Source organism: Pseudoxanthomonas sp. SGT-18 (genome assembly GCF_003931645.1).
Taxonomy (GTDB): Bacteria; Pseudomonadota; Gammaproteobacteria; order Xanthomonadales; family Xanthomonadaceae; genus Pseudoxanthomonas.
In genome coordinates, this window is record NZ_RRYJ01000004.1 from 219818 (window position 1) to 246422 (window position 26605).

A 26605-nucleotide genomic window follows, 5' to 3' on the forward strand; every position below is an offset into this window, starting at 1 on the left:
AATCGAACGGCCACAGGCTAGTTGGCAGGGGCTATCAAGAGAAATTGTTAGTTGCGAATTTCCCGATAGCACCTGCCTATGGAACAGGCGGCGCCCCGCAGGGCGCCGGACCGGAAGAACGGGGCGGCGCGTGGCCGCCCGGCCCGCCAAGCATCACTCCGGACGCGGCGTGGTGGAAGTGCTCGGCGGCAGCAGCGGCGTGGTCACCTGCGGCTGGCGCCCGGTGAGGGTCTTCAGGAAGCGGGCGATGGCCTCGACCTCGGCCGCGTCCAGTTCGTGGCCCAGCTGGCTGCTGCCCATGATCGCCACCGCCTGGTGCAGGTCCCAGACCTGGCCGCTGTGGAAGTAGGGCGCGGTCAGTTCCACGTTGCGCAGCGGTGCGGCGCGGAACACGTACTCGTCGCTGGCGGTCTGGGTCACGGCGAAGCGGCCCTTGTCGCCGGCCGGCAGCACGTCGGCGCCGGGGCGCGCGACCACGCCGAACGGGAAGTAGGCCTGGCCACCCACGTTGGGACCGGAATGGCAGGACGCGCAGCCCTTGTCGATGAACAGCGACAGGCCGCGCAGCTCGGTGGCGTCGAGGCTGTCCTTGCCGGCGAGGAACTGGTCGAAGCGCGAGTCCGGCGTCACCAGGGTGGTCTCGAAGGCTTCCAGCGCGCGTGCCATGTTCTCGAAGGTCACCGGCTCGCGCTCGCCCGGGAAGGCCTTGCGGAACGCTTCCACGTAGGCCGGGATGCTGCGCAGGGTGGCTTCCACGCGCTCGGGCGTGTTGTTCATCTCCACACTGGCCTGGACCGGGCCCTTGGCCTGCTCCTTCAGGTCCTCGGCGCGGCCGTCCCAGAACTGGGCGATGTTGAGCACCGCGTTGAGCACGGTGGGCGAGTTGCGCGGGCCCTTCTGCCAGCCGTGGCCGATCGAGGTGGGCACGTTGTCGGCGCCGCCGGTGGCGACGTTGTGGCAGGTGTTGCAGCTGATCACGTGGCTGCGCGACAGGCGCGGCTCGAACCACAGCGACTTGCCCAGTTCCACCTGGGCGGCGGTGACCTGCTGGCCGCGCACCTGTTCGATCCTGTGCGGGACCGGGCCGAACAGGGCGTTGGCGGTCTCGCGCAGCGCGGCCGCGTCCGGCTGGTCGGCGGCTTGCGTCGACTGGGCCTGCAGGCCGGTGCAGGCCAGGGCGAGGGCGGCGGCAAGGACGGTGCTGCGGTGGCGCATGGACTTCTCCGGTGGGGCTGTGGCGCAGTTATCGGATGCGCCCGCGACCGTGGCATTGACTGCGATCAACCGCGCCGCCGCGGCTATGCTTGGCATCCCGTCGCCAGGCCTGCCGTAGGGATGACCCAGCGCGCCACCCGTCTGCTACGGATGCTCGAGGAACTGCGCCAGCGCCGTGGTGCGGTGCGCGGCGCGCAACTGGCCGAATGCCTGGGCGTGAGCCTGCGCACCGTGTACCGCGACATCGAGGCGCTGCGCTCGCAGGGCGCGCAGATCGACGGCGATGCCGGCGTCGGTTACCGCCTGCGCCCCGGGTTCGTGATGCCGCCGCTGATGTTCCCGGCCGAGGAGCTGGAGGCGCTGGTGCTGGGCGCGCGCTGGGTGGCCTCGCATTGCGACCCTGAGCTGGCGGCCGCCGCCAACCGCGCGCTGTCGCGCATCGCCGGCGTGCTGCCCGGCGAGCGGCGCCTGGAGATCGAGACCAGCGGCCTGTTCGCACCGTACTGGCAACAGCGCGCACCCGAGCCATGGGTGCCGGCGCTGCGCCGCGCGATCCGCGACGGCCATGCCGTGCGCCTGCGCTACCGCGACGCCGAGGGGCGCGAGAGCGAGCGCGTCGTTTGGCCCTTCGCCATGGCCTTCCTCGACGACATGCGCCTGATCGCCGCCTGGTGCGAGCAACGCGACGACTTCCGCCATTTCCGCGCCGACCGCGTGCTGGACCTGGAGGACACCGGCCGCCGCTATCCCCAGACCCGCCACCAGCTGCTGCGCCGCTGGGAACAGCTGCGCCTGCGCCGCAGCGAGGGCTGAGCAGGCCCTCGCACGCTGCTGACAGCAGCTGTCAGCAGGCCCGTCCCAGACTTGGATTCCCTTCCAGTGACGGAGACGACCATGGGCAAGACGCTGACCTTCTACACCAACCCCCTGTCCCGGGCGCGCATCACCCGCTGGATGCTGGAGGAGACCGGCCTGCCGTACGAAGAGGTCGTGCTCGACTTCGGCACCACGATGAAGTCGCCCGAGTACCTGGCGGTCAACCCGATGGGCAAGGTGCCGGCGATCCGCCACGGCGACCTGGTGGTGACCGAGAACGCCGCCATCTGCGCCTACCTGGCCGACCTGGTCCCGGAGAAGGGGCTGGCGCCGCCGCCGGGTGCGCCCGAGCGCGGCAGCTACTACCGCTGGCTGTTCTTCCTCGCCGGGCCGGTGGAGTCGCTGCTCACCGCCAAGGAAGCCGGCGCGCTGGCCAGGCCGCTGTCGGCCGGCTACGGCACCGAGGCCGACCTGCTGCGCACTCTGGAGCAGGCGGTGGCCGGGCGCCAGCACCTGGTCGGGGACCGCTTCACCACCGCCGACCTGCTGATGGCAGCCTTCCTCGGCTACTACATGATGGTCGGCATGCTGGAGAAGAAGCCGGCGTTCGTCGCTTTCGCCCAGCTGCACGCCGCGCGCCCGGCGGCGGTGGCGGCCAACGCGCGCGACAACGCGCTGGCGGTGCAGCACCCGGTGCCGGCCGGGATGCAGGAGGCCTGAGCGATGGAGAAGGCCTACCACGGCAGCTGCCACTGCGGCGCGGTGCGCTACCAGGCGGTGATCGACCTGGCGGCCGGCACCGGCCGCTGCAACTGCACCTTCTGCACCAAGACCCGCTCCTGGGGCGCGCAGGCGAAGGATTTCGAGCTGCTGCAGGGTGAGTCGGCCCTGGGCGACTACGGCCGCGACTGGGGCGAGGGCAACATCCACCACCGCTTCTGCACGCGCTGCGGAACCCATGTGTACGGGCACGGCTACATCGCCGAGGCCGGCGGCGACTACCTGGCGGTGCGGGTCAACACCCTGGACGATGCCAGCATCGACGAGCTGGTCGGCGGCGGCATCCGCTACGCCGACGGCCGCCACGACAACTGGATGAACCCGCCGGCCGACATCCGCGCGCTGTAGCGCGGGCAGGCGAGGCGCACGCGCCGCCACCCTTGTCGCCGGTCGTCCCCTGGCGTGGCGGATCCGCGGATGCGGCCTTGGCCTTGTCCGGGCTACGCCGGTGAAGCCGTGGCCCGGTGGGCGAAGTGCTCCCGGGCCTTCGGGCGGCAGGGCGAAGGCGCCCCCGCCCTACAGCAGCGACTTCAGCCGGTACAGCGCCTCCAGCGCCTGCTTCGGGGTCAGCTCGTCCGGATCCAGCGCGGCCAGTGCCTCCTGCGCGGCCGAGGGCGCCGGCGCGAACAGGCCGAACTGCTGCGGGGCGTCCAGTGCCTGCGGCGCCATTTCCGAGGCGTGGGTCTCGCGGCCGCGCTGCTCCAGTTCGGCCAGGCGCCGCCGCGCCTGCGCCAGGGTCGCCTTGGGCAGGCCGGCCAGCGCCGCCACCTGCAGGCCGAAGCTGCGGTCGGCCGCGCCTTCGCGCACCGCGTGCATGAACACCAGCGAATCGCCGTGCTCCACCGCGTCCAGGTGCACGTTGGCGATGCCGCTTTCCGGCGTGGCCAGCGAAGTCAGCTCGAAGTAGTGGGTGGCGAACAGGGTCCAGCAGCGGTTGACGGTAGCGAGGTGGCGCGCCACCGCGTCGGCCAGGGCCAGGCCGTCGTAGGTCGAGGTGCCGCGGCCGATCTCGTCCATCAGCACCAGCGACTGCGGCGTGGCGTGGTGCAGGATGTAGCTGGTCTCGGCCATCTCGACCATGAAGGTGGACTGGCCGCGCGCCAGGTCGTCGCCGGCGCCGATGCGGGTGAGGATGCGGTCGATCGGGCCGATCACCGCGCGGCTGGCCGGCACGAAGCTGCCGATGTGCGCCAGCAGCACGATCAGCGCGTTCTGGCGCATGTAGGTGCTCTTGCCGCCCATGTTCGGGCCGGTGATCACCAGCATCCGCCGCGCCTGGCCGTCGCGGTCGCCGTACAGCTCCAGGTCGTTGGGTTCGAACGGTTCCTCGCGCACCGCCTCCACCACCGGGTGGCGGCCGCGCTCGATGCACAGGCAGGGCGCGTCGGTCAGCTCCGGCTGCGACCAGTCCAGCGCCTGCGCGCGCTCGGCGAAGCAGGCCAGCACGTCCAGCTCGCTGAGCGCCGCGGCGCAGCGCTTGAGCGGTTCCAGCACCTCGTTGAGCGCATCCAGCAGCGCGTCGTACAGGAACTTCTCGCGCGCCAGCGCGCGCTCGCGCGCCGACAGCACCTTGTCCTCGAATGCCTTCAGCTCCTCGGTGATGTAGCGCTCGGCCCCGGTCAGGGTCTGGCGCCGGGTGTAGTGCACCGGGGCCTTGTCGGACTGGCCCTTGCTGATCTCGATGTAATAGCCGTGGACCCGGTTGTAGCCGACTTTCAGCGTGGCGATGCCGGTGGCCGCGCGCTCGCGCGCCTCCAGGTCGACCAGGAACTGGTCGGCGTTGGTGGACAGCCGTCGCAGCTCGTCCAGCTCGGCATCGTAGCCCTCGGCGATCACCCCGCCGTCGGCCAGCTTCAGCGGCGGCTGCGGGGCGATCGCCGTGGCCAGCAGGTGCGCGATCTCGTCGTGCTGCCCCAGCTCGGCCGCCAGCGCCTGAAGCCGCGGCGAATCCAGCGGCGCCAGCGCCTGGCGGATGCCGGGCAGCAGGCCCAGCGCGTCGCGCAGGGTGGACAGGTCGCGCGGCCGCGCCGAGCGCAGGGCCACGCGGGTGAGGATGCGTTCGACGTCGCCCAGGCCGCGGAAGCCGTCGCGCAGGTCGGCGTCGGCGCGCTGCTCGACCAGGGTGGCCACTGCGTGGTGGCGGGCGCCGAGCACGCCGCGGTCGCGCAGCGGACGGTGCAGCCAGCGCCGCAGCAGGCGTCCGCCCATGGGGGTGATGGTCGAATCCAGCACGCCCAGCAGGGTGTGGCGGGTCTGGCCGTCGACCCGCGAATCCAGCTCCAGGTGGCGGCGGGTGGCCGCGTTCATCGCGATCGCCTCGCCGGAGGTCTCCAGCGCGATCGAGGTCAGGTGCGGCAGGCGCTGCTTCTGGGTTTCCTCGACGTAGCCCAGCAGCGCGCCGGCGGCGGCGATCGCCAGCGGCTTGTCGTCGATGCCGAAGCCGGTGAGGTCGTGCAGGCCGAAGAAACGCAGCAGCTGGCGGCGGCCGCTGTCCGGGTCGAACAGCCACGGCGGGCGGCGGCGGATGGCACCGGCCGACAGCCGCGGCCAGCCTTCCTCGTCCGGCACCAGCAGTTCGGCCGGTTCGAGGCGGGCGAGCTCGGCCTCCAGCTGGTCGGCGTTCTCCACCTCGCTGACCAGGAAGCGGCCGGCGGACAGGTCGGCCCAGGCCAGGCCGTAGCCGCTGCGCCCGTGCGCCACCGCCATCAGCAGGGTGTCGCGGCGCTCGTCCAGCAGCGCCTCGTCGGTGACCGTGCCGGGGGTGACGATGCGCACCACCTTGCGCTCGACCAGGCCCTTGGAAGTGGCCGGGTCGCCGATCTGCTCGCAGATGGCCACCGACTCCCCCAATGCCACCAGCCGCGCCAGGTAGCCTTCGTAGGCGTGCACCGGCACGCCGGCCATCGGGATCGGCGCGCCGCCGGAGCTGCCACGCTGGGTCAGGGTGATGTCGAGCAGGCGCGCGGCCTTGCGCGCGTCGTCGTAGAACAGCTCGTAGAAATCGCCCATCCGGAAGAACAGCAGCAGGTCCGGATACTCCGCCTTGGCGGCGAAGTACTGCTTCATCAGCGGGGTGTGTTCGGGCGCTGCGGACTTGTCTGCGGTCTTGGCCATCGGCTTGCGGGTTCTGCGGGGCTGCCGATTGTAGCGGCCGCGGCCGCGCTCAGCCCCGCAAGGCGCGCTGTCCCGGCGGGTCTGGCAGGCCGCCGTCGGCCACCACCACCTGGTCGCGGCCGCCGCGCTTGGCCTGGTACATGGCCGCGTCGGCGCGGGCCAGCACGCGCTCGTAATCCGGGTGCCCGTCCTGCAGGGCCACGCCGATGCTGGCGGTCAGCGGCAGGCGCACGCCGCCCTGCAGCAGCACCGGCGATTCGGCGATCGCGCGCCGCAGCGCGTGGGCGATGGCCACCGCCTCGGTACGGCTGACCGAGCCCAGCACCACCACGAACTCCTCGCCGCCGTAGCGGAACAGGTAGTCGCTGCCGCGGGTGTTCTCCACCAGGATCGCGGCCACGTGCTGCAGGGCGCGGTCGCCGGCCTCGTGCCCGTACTGGTCGTTGATCGCCTTGAAGTGGTCCAGGTCCAGCATCAGCACCGCGAACTGGCGGCCGGTGTTGGCCTGCAGCGCCACCTCGCGGCGCAGGATGGTCGGCAGGAAGCGGCGGTTGAGCAGGCGGGTGAGGGCGTCGCGGCCGGACTCCAGGTCGCCGATGCCTTCGAACAGCACCCCGACCAGGTTGCGGATCTCCGCGGCCCAGCCGCGGATCTCGTCCAGCAGGGCGCGGCGTTCGGCGGCGCTGCCGGATCCCGGCAGGCGCTCGCGCAGGGCCGCGTCGATGCGCTCGGCCAGCTCGCCGACCTGGCGGGTCTCGCTGGTCTCGCCGAAGCTGGCCATGCCCTTGTGCAGGAACCACAGGCCGAACTCGGAGCGGGAGACCAGCAGGTTCTCCACCGGGCCGGGCTGGTCCGCGGTGAGGGCGTAGAGCAGGGCGTTCTCCCAGGCCAGCAGCAGGGCGCGCTGGCGCTCGCGCTCGGTGCCCACGTTCTGGATCAGCGAGAACAGGCGGAAGGAGCCGTCCAGCTCGCTGGCGGCCTCGCGCGAGCGGGCGTAGGCGCGGGTCATCGACTCCAGCGCCAGGTCCATCAGGCCGTCCAGGTGCAGGCTGGCGCGCAGCGCCAGCGTGGCGTCGGCGGTGGCGGCGCCGATCACCTGGTGCATGTGCTCCTTGAGAATGCGCGTGCCGCGGCCGACCAGGTCGACCGGGATGCCGATGCGGGCGTGCACCTGGCCGACGTGCTCGTGCAGGCGGTGCAGCGATTCGACATCGCCGGCGCGGGCACTGGCCAGCTGCCGCAGCCAGCGCTGCAGCGAGGGCTTGAGCCGGCCCTGGACCTGGTCCGGGTCGAGGAAGCGGTTGGCGCGCGGGTCCTTGAGCAGGCCGCCGTAGAAGCACTCCGCAAGCGCGGGAGCGTTGGCGGCCACCAGGTCCTCGACCAGCCGTGCGACCTCGTCGCCGGCGCTCTGCAGCCGGCAGGTCCAGTCGGCGATCAGCTGGGGGTCGGGAGGCGGGTGTGCGGGGGCGTGTGGGGCAGGGGAAGTCGACATGTCGGGGGAACCATCCATGCCCAATTATCGCCCGTCGCGGAGGGCCTGCGTGACGACGCGGCGCGCAGGCCGGCCGGCGATCCGTGCGGGGGCGGGGCAGGTGGCCAAGGGGGCGGGGCGGTATTCCGTGCCGGATAAAACGCCGACTGGAGTAATTCATTCGCAAGCATGATGGGCGCCATTTTGGTGATGGTCGAATCAAAACGGTGCTGGCGAATGAATCGCACCTGTTCGGTGCCTATAAGGAAATGCCATGTAATCAATCGCTTGCTGGTTAATTCCGCTTGCATACGTGGATTATCGAAAATCACCCGTGATTGATTTTTCGGTTTGCCAACGCGCGCCTGTTTGGATGTAATGCTGCAGTGCACCAACCGAATGTCGGTGCCGGATGGGGAGCCCAACGAAAACCACCAGTTAATCCGGAGGCGCAGCATGAAACCGCTCCATAGCAGGCGCGTGATGTTCCCGAGTGTCCGGTTGGCGATTGCCGTCCAGGCTGTCATGGCCACGGCCCTGGCCGTGGCGAGTCCCCCGGTACTGGCGCAGGCCGTGGCACCCGACGGGGCCGGGACTTCGCCGGAGGCCGCGGCCCCGCAGGGCAGTGCCACCAACCTGGATACCGTGTCGGTGCTGGGCAACCGCAGCCAGCCACGCTCGGTGTCCTCGTCGGCGGTGCCGATCGACATCCTCGGCGGCGACGAATTCCGCAACCAGGCCGCCACCGATGCCCTCGACCAGCTGCGGGTGCTGGTGCCCTCGTTCAACGTCAGCACCATCCCGATCGACGACGCAGCCAGCCTGGTGCGCCCGGCCAACCTGCGTGGCCTGCCACCGGACAACACCCTGGTCCTGGTCAACGGCAAGCGCTTCCACCGCTCGGCGGTGATCACCTTCCTCGGCCACGGCCTGTCCGACGGCGCGCAGGGTCCGGACCTGTCGGTGTTCCCCTCGCTGGCGCTGGAGCAGGTGGAGGTCCTGCGCGACGGTGCCGCCGCGCAATACGGCTCCGACGCGATCGCCGGGGTGATCAACTTCGGCCTGAAGAAGGCCAACGAGGGCGGCGCCTTCGAGGCCTTCGCCGGCCAGTATTACGAGGGCGACGGCTTCACCACCCAGTATTCGGCGCAGGTGGGCCTGCCGCTCACCGCGCGCGGCTTCGCCACCCTGACCCTGGAGTGGCGCGAGGCGGACGACACCTCGCGCAGCGTGCAGCGCGACGATGCAGCCGCCGCGATCGCCGCCGGCTACCCCGGCGTGCCCGCGCCGGCGCAGGTCTGGGGCTCGCCCAAGGTCGAGGACGACCTCAGGTTCGTCGCCAACCTCGGCATCTCCGGCGACACGGTGGACTTCTACCTGTTCGGCAACTACGCCAGCCGCGAGGTGGACGGCGGCTTCTACTTCCGCGACCCGACCGCGCGCTCGGGCGTGTACTCCAACGACGACGGCCAGACCCTGCTGGTCGGCGACCTCACCGGCGCCGGCGGCTGCCCGGTGATCCCCCTGCGCGATGCCGACGGCAACCTGTTCCCGTACAGCACGGTCAGCGCCCAGGTCGCGGCGCTGCCGGGCAACTGCTTCACCTTCCTGCAGACGCTGCCGGGCGGCTTCACCCCGCGCTTCGGTGGCGAGCTGGAGGACTACTCGGTGGTGGCCGGGGCCAAGGGTGCATGGGGCGCCTGGCACTGGGACCTCAGCGCCAGCTACGGCCGCAACGACATCGAGTTCCTGATCTACAACACGGTCAACGCCTCGCTTGGCCCGGACCAGCCGGCCAACCTGCGCTTCCGCCCCGGCGGCAATACCCAGACCGAAAAGGGCATTAACGTCGACCTCGGCCGCGATTTCGACGTGGGCTTCAGCCAGGGGCCGCTGCGCCTGGCGCTGGGCGCCGAATGGCGCGAGGAGAGCTTCAAGGTCAGCGAGGGCGACGCTGCCTCCACCGGCATCGGCCCGCTCACCGAACAGGGCTTCGCCCTGGGCTCCAACGGCTTCAACGGCTTCAGCCCGCGCACCGCCGGCACCTTCGACCGCAGCAACTGGGCGGTATACGTGGACGTGGAGGTCCAGTCCACCGAGCGGTTCCTGCTGGCGGCGGCGGTGCGCCACGAGGACTTCGAGGACTTCGGCGGCACCACCAATGGCAAGCTCACCGCGCGCTACGACGCCAGCGACAGCTTCGCCCTGCGCGGTGCGCTGAGCACCGGCTTCCGCGCGCCGACCCCTGGCCAGGCCAACATCAGCCAGATCAGCACCGTGTTCGGCGGCACCTCGCTGCAGGACATCGCCACCCTGCCGCCGACCAACCCGATCGCCGAGCTCAAGGGCGCGCGGCCGCTGGGCCCGGAGGAGTCGCGCAACCTGTCGCTGGGCCTGGTCTGGGACAGCGGTGACTGGCTGGTGACCGTGGACGCCTACCGCATCGAGGTGGACGACCGCATCGCCCTGAGCACCAGCTTCGACCTCAGCGACGCCGAGCGCGCCGCGCTGGTGGCCGGCGGCAACCCGGAAGCGGCGTCGATCTCCTCGGTGACCTACTTCGGCAACGCCTTCGACACCACCACCACCGGCGTGGACCTGGTGGCCAGCGTGGAGACCGCGCACTTCGGCGGGCGCACCACCTATTCACTTGCGCTGAACTGGAACCGCACCGAGGTCGATGCCTGGGACCCGGACTTCATCGACGAGGCGCGGGTGTACAAGCTGGAGGAGTCGCTGCCCAGGACCAAGGGTTACTTCAGCATCAACCACCAGCGCGAGGTGTTCCATGCCAACCTGCGCCTGGGCTATTACGGCTCCTGGTACGAGGACCACCTGGACAGCGGGGTGATCCGGGCCGAGGACGGCGGGCTTCCGATCCACGAGGGCAGCAAGCTGATCGTGGATGCGGAGGTCGGCTGGGAGCTGCCCTCCGGCCTGTACTTCAACATCGGCGCGCAGAACCTGTTCGACGAGACGCCGGCCGACAACCCCTGGGGTGCATCGGTGGCCGGTGCGGCCTATCCGGTGCATTCGCCCTACGGCTTCAACGGCGGCTTCTACTACGCACGCGTGGGCTGGAAGTTCTGACTGGCGGCGCCGGTGCCCCGGTGCCGGGGCACCGGCCTGCGCCGCGGCAAACGCCCGCGGACTTGTAATAGTCTCCGCCGGAGGCTTTGCCGATAGTGCGGCCCATGGCACACCAACATCATCCGCAGACGGCGCGGACCGGCGCCGATCCAGGCCTAGGCGCAGGCGGGTGCGTGCATGCGCCCGCCGGTGCCGGTCATGACGCGCGCGAACACGGGCAACATGGCCACGACGCCCATGGCTCCGGCCGCCACGACCATGCTCCGTCCGGCGCGCACGCCGCGGGCGGCCACGACGGGCACGAGCATGGCCACGGCGGGCACCACCACCACGGCCCGGGCGGGCATAGCCACGTGCCCGCGGAGATCCGCCACGAGCGCCCACTGTGGTGGGCGCTGGGCCTGACCGCCACGGTGCTGGCGGCCGAGGCGGTCGGCGCCTGGCTGACCAACAGCCTCGCCCTGCTGTCCGATGCGGCGCACATGGCCACCGACACCCTTGCCCTGGGCATCGCGCTGGTTGCGGTGCGGCTGGCGCGGCGCCCACCGGATGCGCGCCGCACCTACGGTTACGCCCGTTTCGAGGCGCTGGGCGCGCTGGCCAATGGCGGCCTGCTGTTCGTGCTGGCCGGCTACATCCTGTGGGAGGCGTGGCAGCGCTTCCGCGCGCCGCTGCCGGTGGCCAGCCTGGGCATGCTGGGCGTGGCCTGCGTCGGCCTGGCCTGCAACCTGGCGGCGATGAAGCTGCTGCATGCCGGCGCGGGGCAGAGCCTGAACCTCAAGGGCGCGTACCTGGAGGTGTGGAGCGACATGCTCGGCTCGCTGGCGGTGATCCTGGCCGCCGGCATCATCCATTTCACCGGCTGGACCTGGGTGGATCCGCTGCTGGCGGTGCTGATCGGGCTGTGGGTGCTGCCGCGTACCTGGATCCTGGTGCGCGAGGCGCTCAACGTGCTGATGGAAGGCGTGCCGAACGGCGTGGACCTGCAGGCGCTGCGCCGCGACCTGGAGGCCCAGGCCGGCGTGGCCGGGGTGCACGACCTGCACGTCTGGGCGCTGGCCTCGCGCACGCCGGCGCTGAGCGCGCACGTGGTGGTGGGCGAGGACGCCGATGCCGACGCCGTGCGCCGCGCGCTGGCGGGGATGATCGCCGAGCGCCACGGCATCGCCCACGTCACCCTGCAGATGGAGGCCGGCGGCGGCGAACCCTGCCATGGCTGCGGGCACGCCTGAGCGGCGCCCGCAGGCCGGCGCATTGCGCCGGCGCACGACAGCGGGCGTGGTTCTGCGGTAGAACGGGGCGGTTCCTTCCCACGGACCATGCCGATGCTTCCACCCACTGATGCCCAATTGCGCGAGCAGGCGCAGGCCCTCGGCGACCGCCTCGCCGCCGCGCGCGAGCACCTGGTCACCGCCGAGAGCTGCACCGGCGGCTGGATCGCCAAGTGCCTGACCGACATCGCCGGCTCCTCGGCCTGGTTCGACTGCGGCATGGTCGTGTACAGCTACGAGGCCAAGCAGGCGCTGCTGGGCGTGCGCCCGCAGACCCTGGAGGAACACGGCGCGGTCAGCCGCGAGACCGCGATCGAGATGGTCTCCGGGGCGCTGGTGCACTCCGGCGCCAGCCTCGCAGTGGCGGTCACCGGCATCGCCGGGCCCGGCGGCGGCAGCGAGGACAAGCCGGTGGGCACGGTATGGATTGCATGGAAGCGCCGCGGCGGCTATGCCAGCGCCTCGGTGTTCCGCTTCGAGGGCGACCGCGAGGCGGTACGGCGGCAGACCGTGGGCAAGGCGCTGGAAGGCGTGGCCGCGCTGCTGGGCTGACGGCGCGCCGCGGTCCGGCCGGATCAGTCCTCCGGCCGGTACTCGAGCAGGTCGCCGGGCTGGCACTGCAGGACCCGGCAGATCGCCTCCAGGGTGGCGAAGCGCACGCCCTTGACGTGGCCCTGCTTGAGCAGCGACAGGTTGGTCTCGCTGATGCCCACCGCGTCGGCCAGTTCCCTGGACTTCATCTTGCGGCGGGCGAGCATCACGTCGAGGTTGACCACGATCGGCATCAAACGATGCTCCGCGCGTCTTCGGCCGCCCGCACCGCCAGGCGCAGCAGGTGCGCCACGCTGTACAGGCACAGGCAGGCCAGCAGGAAGTAGTACGGGTTGGTGTCCACGGTGATGTGCAGTACCCAGTCGCCCTGCTGGCTGCGCACCACCGCGGCGATCACGCCGGCGGCCACGACCAGCGCCGCCGAGAGCGGCAGCGAGTGGGCCAGGCGCATGAACGCGGTGGCCACCGCCGGCGACAGCGCATCGCAGGCATACAGCGCCTTGCCCAGCCGCCGTACCGCGGCCAGCGGCACGACGTAGGCGGCGGTGGCGACCAGGATCGAAACGGCCAGCAGGCCGCGGTCACCGGGCGGCAGGCGGCTGGCTTCGTCCCAGGGCAGGCCGAATACCACCCAGGCCCCGAACAGGCTTCCGTGCCCGGACAGCAGCCACAGGGCGGAACCCATTCCGAGGGTGACACTGACGACGGTACCGAGCGAGGCCAGCGACATCAGGCGGTAGCCGTGCCGGCGGATCTTCATTTCCGGGGTCATGGCGCTCCTCCTTGAGCGGGTTGTTTACGCAAAACATAAAGAAATTTATGCCCGGGTCAAGCCTGTATGGCCGGGTTGCGCCGAGCTTCGGTTAGCAGTATTACTACTAACCATGGACCTGACCGACACCCAGCAGGCGATCCTGCGGCTGATCGCCGAGCGCATCGAGGCCGAGGGCATGCCGCCTTCGCAGGCCGAAATCGCCCGCGCCTTCGGCTTCAAGGGCGTGCGCGCCGCGCAATACCACCTGGAGGCCCTGGAGGCCGCCGGCGCGATCGAACGCGTCCCGGGCCGGGCCCGTGGCATCCGTCTCCGCCAGCTGCCGCCGGCCCTGCAGCCGGAACTGGCGCTGCCGCCGGCCAACGACGACGCCCTGCGCCTGCCGGTGCTGGGGCGGGTGGCCGCGGGCATGCCGATCGGCGCCGACGTCCCCACCGACCTGGCCGAGAGCTTCCTGGTCCTGGACCGGGTGCTGTTCTCGCCGTCGCCGGACTACCTGCTTCGGGTGCAGGGCGATTCCATGCGCGACGAGGGCATCTTCGACGGCGACCTGATCGGGGTGCACCGCACCCGCGAAGCGCGCTCGGGCCAGATCGTGGTGGCGCGGGTGGACGACGAGATCACGGTCAAGCTGCTGAAGATCGGCAAGGACCGCATCCGCCTGCTGCCGCGCAATCCCGACTACGCCCCGATCGAGGTCCTGCCGGACCAGGACTTCGCGATCGAGGGGCTTTACTGCGGCCTGGTCCGCCCCAACCGGTGAGCCGGCCGCGAACGCGGCGTCTTCCGACGCCATGCCGGGCACTCCGGCGATGGGCGCGCCCGGCCCGGCCCGCTAGCCTGGTGCCACGCCGCTCCGTGCGTCGCAGCTTTTGCGACCGCCCCCGGCCACACTACGCACATACTCACTGACACCGAGGACACACCCAGATGGACGAGAACAAGAAGCGCGCCCTCGCGGCGGCCCTGAGCCAGATCGAGAAGCAGTTCGGCAAGGGCTCGGTGATGCGCATGGGCGACCGCGTGGTCGAACCGGTGGAGGTCGTGCCGACCGGCTCGCTGATGCTGGACATCGCCCTGGGCATCGGCGGCCTGCCCAAGGGCCGCGTGGTCGAGATCTACGGCCCGGAGTCCTCGGGCAAGACCACCCTGACCCTGCAGGCCATCGCCGAGTGCCAGAAGCAGGGCGGCACCGCCGCCTTCATCGACGCCGAGCACGCGCTGGATCCGATCTACGCCGCCAAGCTGGGCGTGAACGTCGACGACCTGCTGCTGTCGCAGCCGGATACCGGCGAACAGGCGCTGGAAATCGCCGACATGCTGGTGCGCTCCGGCTCGGTCGACATCCTGGTGGTGGACTCGGTCGCCGCGCTGACCCCGAAGGCGGAAATCGAGGGCGAGATGGGCGACCAGCTGCCCGGCCTGCAGGCCCGCCTGATGAGCCAGGCGCTGCGCAAGCTGACCGGCAACATCAAGCGCTCCAACACCCTGGTGATCTTCATCAACCAGCTGCGCATGAAGATCGGCGTGATGATGCCGGGCCAGAGCCCGGAAACCACCACCGGCGGCAATGCGCTGAAGTTCTACGCCTCGGTGCGCCTGGACATCCGCCGCATCGGCTCGATCAAGAAGGGCGACGAGATCATCGGCAACCAGACCCGGGTCAAGGTGGTCAAGAACAAGCTGGCGCCCCCGTTCAAGCAGATCGTCACCGAGATCCTGTACGGCGAGGGCATCAGCCGCGAGGGCGAGCTGATCGACATGGGCGTGGAAGCCAAGCTCGTGGAGAAGTCCGGCGCCTGGTACAGCTACGGCTCCGAGCGCATCGGCCAGGGCAAGGACAACGCGCGCCAGTACCTGCGCGAGAACCCCGAGGTCGCGGCCAAGCTCGAAGCCGAGCTGCGCGAGAAGTTCCAGCCGGCCGAGGCCGCCCGCGACGAGGACGCCGCGGACTGAGTCCACCCGTCTCTCCGTTCCCTGCCGGCGTGCTGTCAGTGACGCGCCGGCGGGGAACGGTTCCCCATCCAGGAGGTCCGGTGCCAGGGATGGCGCAACCTGGGCGGCGCGACGGGACGCAGGCCGGCCGGAAAGGAGGAGGCGATGGCCACCGATCCGCAGTTCCTTCAATACGTGCTGGAACAGGCCGGACTGGGCGCCGCGCTGGCCGCGCGCCGCATGTTTGGCGAGTACGGGTTCTACCTGGACGGCCGCTTCGTCGCCGTCGCCGCCGACAACCAGCTGCTCCTCAAGCCCACCGCCGAGGCACGCGCGCTGCTGCCGGACGCCAGCGAGGCCCCGCCGTACCCCGGCGCCAGGCCCTGGCTGCGGCTGGATGGGCCCTGGAGGAGCCGGAGCTGCTGCGGCGCCTGCTGCGGGCGACCGCCGCCGCGTTGCCGCTACCCGCACCCCGGCCTGCCCGCGGCACGGCGAAGTTCGCTGCCTCGCGCAGGCCATCCGCGCGACCGCCCGACCGCCCCTGAGCCCCGTCCCGGCGCCATCCACTGCCAGCTCCGATGACCGAAGACTCCCCCTCCCGCCGCAAGCCGCGCACCCCGCAGACCCCGGTGCAGCGCGCCCTGGGCCTGCTGGTGCGGCGCGAGCACTCGCGCCGGGAGCTGACCCGCAAGCTGACCGCCCGCGGAGTGGACGCCGAGGAGGCCTCGGCCGCGGTGGAGCGCCTGGCCGGGGAGGGCTGGCAGGACGATGCCCGGTTCGCCGAATTCCTGGTCCGCAGCCGCGCCAATGCCGGCTACGGGCCGCTGTACATCCGCGCCGAACTGGGCACCCATGGCCTGCCCGGCGAGGTGGTCGTCGCCGCCATGGACGGCTTCGAGGGCGACTGGACCGAGCTGGCCCGCGACCTGGTCCGGCGCCGCTTCGGGCCCGCCGGCCCGGCCGACCTGGCCCAGCGACGCAAGGCGGCCGACCTGCTGGCCCGCCGCGGATTCGACGGCGAGGCCATCCGCGCCGCCACCCGCTGGGATCCGGACGACTGAGGCCAGGCCGGCGCTCGCGGGCCGCGCCGGGGCCTGGCGGACAGGGGAGGGCGCCGTGTTCCGCCGGCCGGAGGCCGCGCTCTGATACCCTTTACCGGTTGATTTCCCGTCCGTCCGGGCGCGCCAGGCGCGTCCCGGCCCGGACCCGTCCGCCAGCCGAAGCCAGATGACCCCCACCACCCCGTATACCACCGCGCGCATCCGCAGCGATTTCCTCGAGTTCTTCAAGGGCAAGGGCCACACCATCGTGCCGTCCGCGCCGCTGGTGCCGGGCAACGACCCGACCCTGCTGTTCACCAACTCGGGCATGGTCCAGTTCAAGGACGTGTTCCTGGGCGCGGAAAAGCGCAGCTACGTGCGCGCGGCCGACGTCCAGCGCTGCCTGCGTGCCGGCGGCAAGCACAACGACCTCGATTCGGTCGGCTACACCGCCCGCCACCACACCTTCTTCGAGATGCTGGGCAACTGGTCCTTCGGCGACTACTTCAAGAAGGAAGCGATCGCCTGGGCCTGGGAACTGCTGACCGGCGTGTGGAAGCTGCCGGCCGAGCGCCTGCTGGTCACGGTCTACCACACCGACGACGAGGCCTACGCGATCTGGCGCGACCAGGTCGGCCTGCCCGAGGACCGCATCATCCGCATCGGCGACAACAAGGGCGCGCCGTACGCCTCGGACAACTTCTGGCAGATGGCCGACACCGGCCCCTGCGGCCCGTGCACCGAGATCTTCTACGACCACGGCGAGCACATCGCCGGCGGCCCCCCGGGCTCGCCGGACGAGGACGGCGACCGCTTCATCGAGATCTGGAACCTGGTGTTCATGCAGTTCGACCGCCAGCCCGACGGCACCCTGGTGCCGCTGCCGGCGCCGTGCGTGGATACCGGCATGGGCCTGGAGCGCCTGGCGGCGGTGCTGCAGCACGTGCACAGCAACTACGAGATCGACCTGTTCCAGGCGCTGATCCGCCGCACCGCGGAGCTGACCGGCACCTCCGACCTGGAGAACAAGTCGCTGCGCGTGATCGCCGACCACATCCGCGCCAGCGCTTTCCTGATCGTGGACGGCGTGCTGCCCTCCAACGAGGGCCGCGGCTACGTGCTGCGCCGGATCATCCGTCGCGCGCTGCGCCACGGCTGGATGCTGGGCGTGCGCCAGCCGTTCTTCCACAAGCTGGTGGACGCGGTGGTCGAGCAGATGGGCCAGGCCTATCCCGAGCTGCCGGCCGCGCGCGACACCGTCGAGCGCGCTCTCAGGGCCGAGGAGGAGCGCTTCGCCGAGACCCTCGACGCCGGCATGAAGATCTTCGAGGAAGTCGCGTCGCAGGCCAGCGGCGTGATCCCGGGCGTGGACGCGTTCCGCCTGTACGACACCTATGGCTTCCCGCTGGACCTGACCCAGGACATCGCGCGCGAGCGCGGCCTGACCGTGGACGTGGACGGGTTCGAGGCGGCGATGGAGCAGCAGCGCGAGACCGCGCGCGCGGCCGGCAAGTTCGGCGGCGGCGTGCAGCTGCCGGCCGAGCTGGTCGCCACCCTGGAGCCGACCGTGTTCCTGGGCTACGACGCGCTCGAGGCCGAGGGCATGAAGATCGTCGCCCTGCTGCACGACGGCCGTCCGGTTGAGGCCATCGCCGCCGGCGAGGAGGCGATCGTGCTGCTGGACCGCACCCCGTTCTACGCCGAGTCCGGTGGCCAGGTCGGCGACACCGGCGTGCTGGAGGGCGAGGGCGCGAAGCTGCAGGTCACCGACACCCAGAAGTTCGCCGGCCAGTTCCACGGCCACTTCGTGCGCGTGCTCGAGGGCGGGCTGAAGCTTGGCCAGGTGCTGCGCGGCGCGGTCGATGCCGAACGCCGCCGCGCGATCGTGCTCAACCACTCCGCCACCCACTTGCTGCACGGCGCCCTGCGCGGGCTGCTGGGCACCCACGTGCAGCAGAAGGGCTCGCTGGTGGCGCCGGACCGCCTGCGCTTCGACTTCTCGCACTTCCAGCCGGTGTCGGCCGAGGAGCTGGCGCGGATCGAGCGCATGGTCAACGCCGAGGTGCGCGCCAACCATCCGGTGGTGATCCAGCAGATGGGCATCCAGGACGCGCTGGACATGGGCGCGATGGCGCTGTTCGGCGAGAAGTACGGCGAGCGTGTGCGCGTGGTGAAGATGGGCGACTCGGTGGAGCTGTGCGGCGGCACCCATGTCGCGCGCACCGGCGACATCGGCCTGTTCAAGATCGTCAGCGAAGGCGGCGTGTCCGCCGGCGTGCGCCGCGTCGAGGCGCTCACCGGCCAGGCCGCGCTGGACCACGTGGCCGGCGAGGGCCGCGCGCTGGACGAGGCCGCCTCGCTGCTGGGCGGCAGCCGCGGCGACGTGGTCGATCGCGCGCGCGCGATGGCCGAGCGCATCCGCAAGCTGGAGCGCGAGCTGGAATCGATCAAGGCCAAGGCCGCCAGCAGCGCCGCCGCCGACCTGGCCGGTTCGGCGGTGGACGTGTCCGGCATCAAGGTGCTGGCCGCGCGCCTGGAAGGCATCGACGCCAAGGGCCTGCGCGAGGCGGTGGACCGCCTCAAGCAGCAGCTTGGCGACACGGTGGTGCTGCTGGCCGGCGCGCAGGGGGGCAAGGTCGCCCTGGTCGCCGGCGTGAACGGCAGCGCAACGGGGCGGATCAAGGCCGGCGAACTTCTTTCGCATGTCGCCGGTCGTATTGGAGGCAAGGGCGGTGGCCGCCCGGACCTCGCCCAGGGTGGTGGCGAGGACGGGCCCGCCCTTGCGCCTGCCCTTGCCGACGTGCCTGCGTGGGTTGCCGAGCGTATTGCCTGAGTCAGCTGACAGTCGGCCACGCGCTTGCCGCACCGTAGGGCGGGCAGTACGATCCACCGACCCCGACGCTGCACACCGGATGCGCGCGGCTTCACCCGAAGCCCTGCGTCGGCACCGAGAGGCCGCCGACGCCATGGAGAACGAAAATGTTGATTCTGACCCGCCGTGTAGGCGAGACCTTGATGATCGGTGATTCGATCACCGTTACCGTGCTCGGGGTCAAGGGAAACCAGGTGCGGATTGGCATCACCGCGCCGAAGGACGTCGCCGTGCACCGCGAGGAGATCTACCAGCGCATCCAGCGCGGTGAATCGCCCGCCGACGCCCAGGACGAGGGCGCTTCCGGCGAATGACGCAGGAAGTGTTTGCCGGGCACGTGCGCAGGCTGTATCCTTGCGCGGCCCGCAGCGCTGGTGCAGCGCGGCGGGCTCCAACGGAGTGATGCCCGAGAGGCCGAAGGGGCTCCCCTGCTAAGGGAGTATAGGGTCAAAAGCTCTATCGAGGGTTCGAATCCCTCTCACTCCGCCAGATCCCGAAAGCCCGCGACCTGCTCGCGGGCTTTTTCTTTTCCCGAATGCCTCATGGCGCCTGGTTGCGGCTCGGATGCATCCATCCTGCGCGTCGCGGCCAGCCGCGACGGCTGGCGCACACCGGCCAGCAAGGAGCAGCCGGCGTGCGGACATGGCCGCAGTGACGGATGGTGCGACGCACGGCGGTGATGGCAGGGCGTGAGCCCTCCCGGCCGTGCCGGCGCGCCTGCCCACGTTGTCACGCCTTTGTGCCGTCGCTCCACCGCGCCACGAGGTTCTGGTGTGCTGCGTGCGCCTGCCGTCCATGGGCCGGCTGGTGGCTGGAAGGGGCGGCGCCGGGCGGGGGGGGCAGGTGCAGGGCGCGAGGGTGGCGAGGCATGGAGGTGGCGTGCTGCCGTTGCCGCTGCGCTGGCATCGCGTGGCGGGCGGTGCCCTGGACCGGTCCGCATGTCCGCGGGTTCGCGCAAGGACCGCAGCGGTGCCAGTTGATGGACTGGCCAATGGCTGGTCGGGGGTCGCCGGCGCGGCCGCTTCGTGCGCCTGTTGTCCTGTGGCTGCGGGATTCCCGATGGCCTCGTGCCGGTCCGTGGGGCACGCGACGCCTGTCCGCCGCGCCGGCCGCATGCCCGGCATCGAGCCGCGGGTGGCATGTTGCGGCCAGAGCCGTGCTCCGCGGACGCTTCCTTGTGCAGTCATGGTCGCCAGGGCGCGCTGCGGCGATGGTGGACCTGGCGCGTACGTGTGCGGGCGGCCGCACATGGGGATTGCCTGCTTGCAGCAGGCTGTCGTCGCTCCGGAGGCTGCGCCACTGGTGTTGCTTCCGTGCCAGGCCTGCGGGCTTTGTCGCGTGCCGCGGATATCGACGGGCGCCTGCGCGGAAGTGGCTGGCGTGTGGCCCGTGTGCGCGTGCCGCGTCGACCAGGCCTCGCGCGGGTCCGTGGCTTGCATGCGGTGCGCGGGGCAAAAAAAAGACCGTCGACGGTAAAGTCGACGGTCCTTGAAAAATGGCGCGCCCGGAGAGATTCGAACTCCCGACCGCCTGGTTCGTAGCCAGGTACTCTATCCAGCTGAGCTACGGGCGCGCTGCTGAGGCGCGAAATTATGCGTGGGTGGGGCAGGGTCGTCAACACCTTTTTTGCGTCTGGTCGAAAATTTTTTCCGCGAGGGTTGAGGCCACCGTCCCGGGGCTGCGCATCCAGCTGAAATGGTCGGCGCGGACCTGCAGCTGTTGCTGGTCGAGCACGACGATTCCGGCCTGCGCGCGCGGCAGGTGCGCCAGCAGTCCGTGCAGCGACGAGGCCGGACCCAGCCAGTCGTCGGCCAGCACCACCGCCTGCACAGGGAGCTGCAGTGCAGCCATGCCGGCTTCCAGGTCCAGCGTGGTGCCGGCGGCGGCGTAGCGTCCGCTGCGGCCCACCGCGGCCCAGTCGGCGATCAGGCCTCGCGCCTCGGTGCCGCCGAAGCCCAGGCGGCGTCCGTGCAGCACGCCCTGGCGTCGCGCCAGCCACGGCAGCAGGCGGTAGGCCAGTGGCAGCAGCCAGCGCCGCGGCGCGGGGAAGCTGCGCCAGTACGGCGTGCCGCTGGCGACCAGGGCCAGGCCGGCAATGCGCTGCGGATGCAGCCCGGCCAGGCAGCAGGCCAGCTGGCCGCCGAGGCTGTGGCCGCCAAGCCATAGCGGCGCGTCGCCGGGCACCGCGTCCAGGCTTGCCGGCAGGTCGCGGCTCAGCAGCTCGGCGTAGCCCCAGTCCCGTTCGCGCGAGGGCCGCAGCGAACTGCTGCCGTTGCCGCGCCATTCGTGCAGGTGCACGGCGATGCCGTGCGCGGCCAGCGCCGCGGCCAATGGCAGGTAGTGGCGCGCGGCCACGCCCAGCGCCGGCAGCCACAGCAGCCGCGCGCGCGGCTGCGGCGGGGCGACGCGGGCCAGCGTCCAGCGGTGGCCGTCGGCGGCGGCGAGGACCTGTTCGACCGTGGTCGGTTCGCTCATCGGCCGGGAAGGACGGCGAAGTGGTCCAGCACCAGCACGTCGCCGCGGCCGGGACGCGAGCCGGCGCGCAGCGCGGCGTGCACGTAGTCGGTGGCCTGGCGGCAGGCCTCGCGCAGCGGCAGGCCGCGGGCCAGGTTCGCGGCCACCGCCGAGGCCAGGGTGCAGCCGGTACCGTGCGCCTCGCCCTGCAGGCGCGGGTGCGCCGTGCGCTGTTCGCCCTGGGCGTCGACCAGGATGTCCACCACGTCGCCGCTGCCGGGCAGGTGGCCGCCCTTGAGCAGCACCGCCGCGGCGCCAAGCGCGCGCAGCGCGGTGGCGGCCCCGGCCATGGCGTCGAGGTCGGCGATCCTGCGGCCCAGCAGCAGCTCGGCCTCGGGCAGGTTGGGCGTGATCACCGTGGCCAGTGGCAGCAGGCGCGTGCGCAGCGCGTGCAGCGCGTCCTCCTCCAGCAGGCGCGCGCCGCTGGTGGCGACCATCACCGGATCGACCACCAGGTGTGGCGGGCGGTGGCGCTCGAGCGCGTCGGCCACCGCCTCGATCACGGCGGCGTTGGCCAGCATGCCCAGCTTGACCACGCGGATGTCGAAGTCGTCGAAGCAGGCATCGATCTGGGCCTGCAGGAATTCCAGCGGTGGCACGTGCACCGCGGTCACGCCGCGGGTGTGCTGCGCGGTCAGCGCGGCCAGCGCCGACAGGCCGTGCACGCCGTGCGCGGCGAACGCCTTCAGGTCGGCCTGGATGCCGGCGCCGCCTCCGGAGTCGGAGCCGGCGATGGTCAGGGCGGAGATCACGGATGGGGTCTGCATGCGCCCATTGTGCCGTGCCCGGCGCGCGGCGTGGGCTCAGCCGCGCGCAGCCACCAGGGACTGCGCCAGCTTCAGCGCGCGGTCGAAGTTGGAGGCCAGGTGCAGGCCGCCGGCACCGCCGTCCAGGCCCATCTGCGCGACCACCCGGTTGGGCTGGTCGCGCAGGCCGGAGAGGATCAGCACGATGCCCTCGCGCTGGCAGCGCTCGGCCAGCTTGCGCAGCGCGTGCACGCCGCTGGCGTCGATCACCGGCACCAGGCGCATGCGCAGGACCAGCACCTTCGGCTTCTCGAAGAACTGGTCGAGCAGGCTGTCCAGGCGGTTGGCCGCGCCGAAGAACAGCGGGCCGCCGATCTGGTAGGCCTCCACGCCGCGCGGCAGACGCAGGCGCTGCTGTTCGTCGCGGGCGCGGGCGGCGGCCTCGTCCAGGTCGTCGTCGGTCATGCGCACCCCGGAGCTGATCTCGACCGATTCGGACATGCGGTACATGAACACCAGCGCCGCCACCACCACGCCGGCCTCGATCGCCACGGTCAGGTCGAAGAACACGGTCAGCAGGAAGGTCAGCAGCAGCACCACGCGGTCGCCCCACGGCGCCGACAGGGTGGTGCGGAAGTGCTCGTACTCGCTCATGTTCCAGGCCACCACCAGCAGCACCGCGGCCAGCGCGGCCAGCGGCACGTAGCGCATCAGCGGCGCCAGCAGCAGCATGAACAGCAGCAGGTAGCCGGCATGCAGCATGCCCGACACCGGCGAGCGCGCGCCGGCGCGGATGTTGGTGGCGGTGCGCGCCAGCGCGCCGGTGGCCGGCAGGCCGCCGAACAGCGCCGAGGCTGCGTTGGCCACGCCCTGCGCGACCAGCTCGCCGTTGGAGCGGTGGCGGCCGCCGGTCATGCCATCGGCCACCACCGCCGACAGCAGCGACTCGACGCCGGCCAGGAAGGCGATGGTGAAGGCGCTGGGCAGCAGCTCGAAGGTGCGCTCGAAGGGGATGCGCGGGAAGTCGAACGCGGGCAGGGCCGTGGGCAGTTCGCCGAAGCGGCTGCCGATGGTATCGGTGGGCAGGGCGAACAGCGTGGTCGCCGCCGTGCACACCAGCAGCGCGACCAGGAAACCCGGCCACTTCGGCTTCCAGTAACGCAGGCCGACGATCACCACCAGGCCGAGCACGGTCATGGCCACGGTGGCCGGCTGGGTGGTGGCGAAGTGTCGGGCGTAGGCGCTCCAGCGCTCGACGAATTCCGCCGGTACCTCCTCCATCTGCAGGCCCAGCGCATCCTTGACCTGCGAGGAGAAGATGCTCACCGCGATGCCGGCCGTGAAGCCGGTGATCACCGGCTGCGGCATGTATTTCATCAGCGTGCCCAGGCGCAGCAGCCCGGCGGCGATGAGCATCAGTCCGGCCAGAAGGGTGCACAGGATCAGCCCGCCGTAGCCGAATTTCTGGATGACCACGAATACCACCGGGATGAAGGCAGCGGTCGGTCCGCCGATCTGCACCCGCGAGCCGCCGAGGGCCGAGATCAGGAAGCCGGCGATGATCGCCGTATGCAGGCCTTTCTCCGGCGTGGTGCCGGAAGCGATCGCCAGGGCCATGGCCAGCGGCAGGGCGACGATGGCCACGGTCAGGCCGGCAAGCGCGTCCGCGCGCAGGTGCTGGAGGGTGTAACCCTCGCGCAGGGTGGTCCACAGCTTGGGTTCGAACTGCTGCAGGTAGGTGCGCAGCCGGGTGGCGTCCATTACCCCTCCCGTCGATGTTCCCGTTCCGGGGCGCCGCTGTCGTCGGGCGTGCTGCCCGGCTGGCGCAGCAGGCGCAGTGCATGGTTGCGGTAGATCACGTAGCCGATGCCGGTTGCGCCGGTCAGCGCGGCCGGGATCGCCAGGGCGTGGTAGCCGAACGCGCGGAAGCCCCAGGTGCCGAGGATACCGCCGCAGAGGAAGCCGCTGATGATCAGGCCGCTCAGCGTCAGCCGGCGCATCGGCAGCGGCAGGCCGCGCAGCAGGTGGCCCAGGCCGATGCCCAGGTCGGTGAACATGCCCGACAGGTGGGTGGTGCGCACCACCGCGCCGCTGTAGGTGGTCACCATCGCGTTCTGCAGGCCACAGGCCATCGCCGCCAGCAGCGCGCCGTTGAGCTGCTGGCGCAGGAACAGCGGGATCGCCGCCAGCAGCAGCGCCGCCTCCAGGGCCAAGGCCACGCCGTAGCGCCGGCCCAGGCGCAGGGTGCTGTCCTGGATGATCAGGCCGCTGAGCATGGCGCCCAGGCTGAAGGCGATCAGCACCGCCCACAGGTGGCGCACGCCGCGCCAGTTGCCGTCCGCCAGCGCCGTGCCCAGCTGGGTGGTGGTGCCGGTGACGTGGCTGACGGCCAGGTGCTCGAAACCGAGGAAGCCGACCGCATTCACCATGCCGGCAATCCCGGCGAGGGTGATCGCGCCGACCCAGACCCAGCGTGGCAGCCGCGTGTTCATGCCGCTCGGCGGGGCTCCCGGGGCATCAGGCCGGCTCCCTGAGGCGCACGCCACGCCCCCGGCCCGTGCTGGGCTGGTCCTCGCCGATCAGTTCGACGCCGGCCGCGTTGAGCGCGCTGACCACCTTGGTCAGGGTACCGACCACTCCGCGCACGGTGCCTTCGCTGGCTTCCATGCGCTGGATCGTGGGCAGGGACACGCCGGCCAGCGCGGCCAGCTGGCGCTGGTCGATGCCGAGCAGGGCGCGGGCGGCCCGCATCTGGGCAGCGGTGATCATGGATGCAATGGTCCCCCTCCAGCCATGCCTATGCAAGCCTGGGGCTTGCCAGGTGATGTCCCATGCATCACCTGGTCGCTGCCCGGAGCTGGCTGGAAAGGCGTTGCCGGGCGCCCGGCTCCCCCGTCCCCGCTCCCGGGGAGAGGGGGGGGCTCAGAGCACCTCGGAGGCGAAATCGGCCAGGCGCGAGCGCTCGCCGCGGCGCAGGGTGATGTGGGCGCTGTGCGGCCAGGCCTTGAAGCGGTCCACGGCGTAGGTCAGGCCGGAGGTGGTCTCGGTCAGGTACGGGGTGTCGATCTGCTCGACGTTGCCCAGGCAGACGATCTTGGTGCCGGGGCCGGCACGGGTGATCAGGGTCTTCATCTGCTTGGGCGTGAGGTTCTGCGCCTCGTCCAGGATCAGGTAGCGCGAGAGGAAGGTGCGGCCGCGCATGAAGTTCATCGAGCGGATCTTGATCCGCGAGGCGAGCAGGTCGTTGGTCGCGGCTCGGCCCCAGGCGCCGCCTTCCTGGTTGTGGGTCAGCACTTCCAGGTTGTCGGTCAGCGCGCCCATCCACGGGGTCATCTTTTCCTCCTCGGTGCCGGGCAGGAAGCCGATGTCCTCGCCGACGCTGACCGTGGCGCGGGTCATGATGATCTCGCGGTAGCGCTGCTGGTCCATGGTCTGGGCCAGGCCGGCGGCGAGCGCCAGCAGGGTCTTGCCGGTCCCGGCGGTGCCGAGCAGGGTGACGAAGTCGATCTCGGGGTCCATCAGCGCGTTGAGCGCGAAGTTCTGCTCGCGGTTGCGCGCGGTGATGCCCCACACCGCGTGCTGGCCGTGGCGGTAGTCGTCCACCAGGGCCAGCACCGCGCGGCCGCCTTCGACGCTGGCCACGCGCAGTTCGACCTCGTCCTCGCCGGGCAGGTACAGGAACTGGTTGGGGTACCAGTCCTCGTCCTCGCGCAGCTCCACCTCGTAGCAGGTGCGGCCGCGGTCGGACCAGGAGCGCAGGTCGGCCGAGTGGCGCTTCCAGAAGTCCGCCGGCAGCTCGGTGGCGCCGGTGAACAGCAGGCTGAAGTCGTCCAGGGCGCGGTCGTTCTCGTAGTCCTCCGACACGATGCCCGCGATCGCCGCCTTGATCCGCAGGTTGATGTCCTTGGACACGAACACCACCGGGATCTCCGGCGGAGTGACCTCCTTCAGCGCCAGGATCGCGCCGAGGATGGCGTTGTCCGGGATCACCGCGCCGAAGCTCTTGCCGGCCTCGAAGTGGCTGGTCTGGAAGCGCAGCAAGCCGGCGGCATGGCGCCCGCGCAGCTGCAGGCCGTTGGGCTGGCTCAGCGGCACCCCGCCATCCAGGCGCTGCATGCCGGCGCTTTCCACCAGGTCGTTGAGGAAGCGGCTGACCTGGCGCGCGTTGCGGCTGGCCTCGGAGGTGCCCTTCTTGGCGTTGTCCAGCTCCTCGATGACCTGCATCGGCAGGTAGATGTCGTGCTCCTCGAACTTGAACAGCGCGGTGGGATCGTGCATCAGCACGTTGGTGTCCAGCACGTAGATGCGCTTGCCTCGGGTCATCGTGGGTTCCTGGTGGCTGGTGCGGAACGGGCGAGGGTGGCGGACCGGCCGGGGCCGGACGCCGGACAGGGGCGAGCCGTCGCGGCCTGCGGGG

23 protein-coding genes and 2 tRNA genes are annotated in these 26605 nt (G+C 71.2%); 13 read left to right on the top strand and 12 right to left on the bottom strand.

From position 1 onward, the window contains the following. Positions 1-153: 153 nt before the first annotated feature. Positions 154-1215, bottom strand: a complete 1062-nt coding sequence (locus tag EIM47_RS07880) for a cytochrome-c peroxidase (RefSeq protein ID WP_019398734.1) — start codon at positions 1213-1215, stop codon at positions 154-156. A gap of 120 nt (positions 1216-1335) precedes the next feature. Between EIM47_RS07880 and EIM47_RS07885 the strand changes: the two genes are divergently transcribed. From EIM47_RS07885 to EIM47_RS07895, 3 genes are all read left to right on the top strand, one after another. Next, positions 1336-2028: a YafY family protein gene (locus tag EIM47_RS07885; protein WP_125076608.1), complete on the top strand. Its 693-nt coding sequence runs from the start codon at positions 1336-1338 to the stop codon at positions 2026-2028. Between the two features lie 81 nt (positions 2029-2109). After that, on the top strand, positions 2110-2751 hold the full coding sequence (locus EIM47_RS07890) for a glutathione S-transferase (protein ID WP_019398736.1): 642 nt from the start codon (positions 2110-2112) through the stop codon (positions 2749-2751). A 3-nt stretch (positions 2752-2754) separates the two neighbouring features. Beyond that, positions 2755-3159 carry a GFA family protein gene (locus EIM47_RS07895; protein WP_019398737.1) on the top strand — a complete coding sequence of 135 codons (405 nt, stop codon included), beginning with the start codon at positions 2755-2757 and terminating at the stop codon, positions 3157-3159. 168 nt (positions 3160-3327) lie between these two features. Here EIM47_RS07895 and mutS read toward each other — a convergent pair whose 3' ends face one another. Both mutS and EIM47_RS07905 read right to left on the bottom strand, forming a co-directional pair. After that, positions 3328-5925 (bottom strand): DNA mismatch repair protein MutS, encoded by a 2598-nt coding sequence (mutS, locus tag EIM47_RS07900; protein ID WP_125076609.1) that lies wholly within the window; start codon positions 5923-5925, stop codon positions 3328-3330. A gap of 49 nt (positions 5926-5974) precedes the next feature. Beyond that, positions 5975-7417 (bottom strand): GGDEF domain-containing protein, encoded by a 1443-nt coding sequence (locus EIM47_RS07905; RefSeq protein ID WP_019398739.1) that lies wholly within the window; start codon positions 7415-7417, stop codon positions 5975-5977. A gap of 522 nt (positions 7418-7939) precedes the next feature. Between EIM47_RS07905 and EIM47_RS07910 the strand changes: the two genes are divergently transcribed. The 3 genes from EIM47_RS07910 (at position 7940) to EIM47_RS07920 (ending at position 12309) form a co-directional block, all read left to right on the top strand. Further along, positions 7940-10486 (top strand): TonB-dependent receptor, encoded by a 2547-nt coding sequence (locus EIM47_RS07910; protein ID WP_232207911.1) that lies wholly within the window; start codon positions 7940-7942, stop codon positions 10484-10486. Positions 10487-10839: 353 nt separating this feature from the next. Continuing rightward, entirely contained in the window at positions 10840-11718 is an 879-nt protein-coding gene (locus tag EIM47_RS07915) for a cation diffusion facilitator family transporter (RefSeq protein ID WP_019398742.1), read from the top strand. 93 nt (positions 11719-11811) lie between these two features. Further along, positions 11812-12309, top strand: a complete 498-nt coding sequence (locus EIM47_RS07920) for a CinA family protein (protein ID WP_026010542.1) — start codon at positions 11812-11814, stop codon at positions 12307-12309. 23 nt (positions 12310-12332) lie between these two features. Here the strand turns inward: EIM47_RS07920 and EIM47_RS07925 are convergent, their stop codons facing one another. Continuing rightward, positions 12333-12542, bottom strand: coding sequence for a helix-turn-helix transcriptional regulator (locus EIM47_RS07925; RefSeq protein ID WP_028915412.1), 210 nt, complete (start codon positions 12540-12542; stop codon positions 12333-12335). Next, positions 12542-13081: a hypothetical protein gene (locus tag EIM47_RS07930; protein WP_019398745.1), complete on the bottom strand. Its 540-nt coding sequence runs from the start codon at positions 13079-13081 to the stop codon at positions 12542-12544. The genes EIM47_RS07925 and EIM47_RS07930 overlap by 1 nt, the downstream gene beginning before the upstream one ends. Positions 13082-13193: 112 nt before the next feature. On the opposite strand from EIM47_RS07930, the gene lexA reads away from it, so the two are divergent. From lexA to EIM47_RS07965, 7 genes are all read left to right on the top strand, one after another. Then, positions 13194-13844: a transcriptional repressor LexA gene (gene lexA / locus EIM47_RS07935; protein ID WP_019398746.1), complete on the top strand. Its 651-nt coding sequence runs from the start codon at positions 13194-13196 to the stop codon at positions 13842-13844. 167 nt (positions 13845-14011) lie between these two features. Beyond that, on the top strand, positions 14012-15037 hold the full coding sequence (gene recA / locus EIM47_RS07940) for a recombinase RecA (protein WP_019398747.1): 1026 nt from the start codon (positions 14012-14014) through the stop codon (positions 15035-15037). A gap of 144 nt (positions 15038-15181) precedes the next feature. Next, a complete protein-coding gene (locus EIM47_RS07945; RefSeq protein ID WP_240626189.1) occupies positions 15182-15598 on the top strand; it encodes a TfoX/Sxy family protein in 417 nt (138 codons plus the stop codon). Beyond that, a complete protein-coding gene (gene recX, locus EIM47_RS07950) occupies positions 15595-16077 on the top strand; it encodes a recombination regulator RecX (RefSeq protein ID WP_125076610.1) in 483 nt (160 codons plus the stop codon). Before EIM47_RS07945 ends, recX begins: the two co-directional genes overlap by 4 nt. Before the next feature lie 166 nt (positions 16078-16243). Then, positions 16244-18889, top strand: a complete 2646-nt coding sequence (gene alaS / locus EIM47_RS07955; protein ID WP_028915415.1) for an alanine--tRNA ligase — start codon at positions 16244-16246, stop codon at positions 18887-18889. A gap of 146 nt (positions 18890-19035) precedes the next feature. Continuing rightward, the gene (csrA, locus tag EIM47_RS07960; RefSeq protein ID WP_026010543.1) at positions 19036-19242 is read left to right on the top strand and encodes a carbon storage regulator CsrA; all 207 of its coding nucleotides are present in this window, start codon (positions 19036-19038) and stop codon (positions 19240-19242) included. 82 nt (positions 19243-19324) lie between these two features. Then, positions 19325-19417: transfer RNA gene (locus EIM47_RS07965), tRNA-Ser, on the top strand. Between the two features lie 1007 nt (positions 19418-20424). On the opposite strand, the gene EIM47_RS07970 is transcribed toward EIM47_RS07965, so the two are convergent. The 7 genes from EIM47_RS07970 to EIM47_RS08000 form a co-directional block, all read right to left on the bottom strand. Then, positions 20425-20501: transfer RNA gene (locus EIM47_RS07970), tRNA-Arg, on the bottom strand. A gap of 41 nt (positions 20502-20542) precedes the next feature. Further along, positions 20543-21403, bottom strand: a complete 861-nt coding sequence (locus tag EIM47_RS07975; protein WP_019398752.1) for an alpha/beta fold hydrolase — start codon at positions 21401-21403, stop codon at positions 20543-20545. Further along, positions 21400-22209: a bifunctional hydroxymethylpyrimidine kinase/phosphomethylpyrimidine kinase gene (thiD, locus tag EIM47_RS07980; protein WP_028915417.1), complete on the bottom strand. Its 810-nt coding sequence runs from the start codon at positions 22207-22209 to the stop codon at positions 21400-21402. Before thiD ends, EIM47_RS07975 begins: the two co-directional genes overlap by 4 nt. Positions 22210-22245: 36 nt before the next feature. Next, on the bottom strand, positions 22246-23949 hold the full coding sequence (locus tag EIM47_RS07985) for a SulP family inorganic anion transporter (RefSeq protein WP_028915418.1): 1704 nt from the start codon (positions 23947-23949) through the stop codon (positions 22246-22248). Beyond that, the gene (locus tag EIM47_RS07990) at positions 23949-24680 is read right to left on the bottom strand and encodes a YoaK family protein (protein ID WP_028915419.1); all 732 of its coding nucleotides are present in this window, start codon (positions 24678-24680) and stop codon (positions 23949-23951) included. Before EIM47_RS07990 ends, EIM47_RS07985 begins: the two co-directional genes overlap by 1 nt. Before the next feature lie 25 nt (positions 24681-24705). Next, entirely contained in the window at positions 24706-24957 is a 252-nt protein-coding gene (locus tag EIM47_RS07995; protein ID WP_028915420.1) for a helix-turn-helix transcriptional regulator, read from the bottom strand. A gap of 153 nt (positions 24958-25110) precedes the next feature. Beyond that, a complete protein-coding gene (locus tag EIM47_RS08000; protein ID WP_019398757.1) occupies positions 25111-26511 on the bottom strand; it encodes a PhoH family protein in 1401 nt (466 codons plus the stop codon). Positions 26512-26605 lie beyond the last annotated feature (94 nt).

Coding starts and splice junctions, on each gene's coding strand:
- EIM47_RS07880 (WP_019398734.1), bottom strand. CDS start 1,215: ATGCGCCACCGCAGCACCGTCCTTGCCGCCGCCCTCGCCCTGGCCTGC.
- EIM47_RS07885 (WP_125076608.1), top strand. CDS start 1,336: ATGACCCAGCGCGCCACCCGTCTGCTACGGATGCTCGAGGAACTGCGC.
- EIM47_RS07890 (WP_019398736.1), top strand. CDS start 2,110: ATGGGCAAGACGCTGACCTTCTACACCAACCCCCTGTCCCGGGCGCGC.
- EIM47_RS07895 (WP_019398737.1), top strand. CDS start 2,755: ATGGAGAAGGCCTACCACGGCAGCTGCCACTGCGGCGCGGTGCGCTAC.
- mutS (WP_125076609.1), bottom strand. CDS start 5,925: ATGGCCAAGACCGCAGACAAGTCCGCAGCGCCCGAACACACCCCGCTG.
- EIM47_RS07905 (WP_019398739.1), bottom strand. CDS start 7,417: ATGTCGACTTCCCCTGCCCCACACGCCCCCGCACACCCGCCTCCCGAC.
- EIM47_RS07920 (WP_026010542.1), top strand. CDS start 11,812: ATGCTTCCACCCACTGATGCCCAATTGCGCGAGCAGGCGCAGGCCCTC.
- EIM47_RS07925 (WP_028915412.1), bottom strand. CDS start 12,542: ATGCCGATCGTGGTCAACCTCGACGTGATGCTCGCCCGCCGCAAGATG.
- EIM47_RS07930 (WP_019398745.1), bottom strand. CDS start 13,081: ATGACCCCGGAAATGAAGATCCGCCGGCACGGCTACCGCCTGATGTCG.
- lexA (WP_019398746.1), top strand. CDS start 13,194: ATGGACCTGACCGACACCCAGCAGGCGATCCTGCGGCTGATCGCCGAG.
- recA (WP_019398747.1), top strand. CDS start 14,012: ATGGACGAGAACAAGAAGCGCGCCCTCGCGGCGGCCCTGAGCCAGATC.
- EIM47_RS07945 (WP_240626189.1), top strand. CDS start 15,182: ATGGCCACCGATCCGCAGTTCCTTCAATACGTGCTGGAACAGGCCGGA.
- recX (WP_125076610.1), top strand. CDS start 15,595: ATGACCGAAGACTCCCCCTCCCGCCGCAAGCCGCGCACCCCGCAGACC.
- alaS (WP_028915415.1), top strand. CDS start 16,244: ATGACCCCCACCACCCCGTATACCACCGCGCGCATCCGCAGCGATTTC.
- csrA (WP_026010543.1), top strand. CDS start 19,036: ATGTTGATTCTGACCCGCCGTGTAGGCGAGACCTTGATGATCGGTGAT.
- EIM47_RS07975 (WP_019398752.1), bottom strand. CDS start 21,403: ATGAGCGAACCGACCACGGTCGAACAGGTCCTCGCCGCCGCCGACGGC.
- thiD (WP_028915417.1), bottom strand. CDS start 22,209: ATGCAGACCCCATCCGTGATCTCCGCCCTGACCATCGCCGGCTCCGAC.
- EIM47_RS07985 (WP_028915418.1), bottom strand. CDS start 23,949: ATGGACGCCACCCGGCTGCGCACCTACCTGCAGCAGTTCGAACCCAAG.
- EIM47_RS07990 (WP_028915419.1), bottom strand. CDS start 24,680: ATGAACACGCGGCTGCCACGCTGGGTCTGGGTCGGCGCGATCACCCTC.
- EIM47_RS07995 (WP_028915420.1), bottom strand. CDS start 24,957: ATGATCACCGCTGCCCAGATGCGGGCCGCCCGCGCCCTGCTCGGCATC.
- EIM47_RS08000 (WP_019398757.1), bottom strand. CDS start 26,511: ATGACCCGAGGCAAGCGCATCTACGTGCTGGACACCAACGTGCTGATG.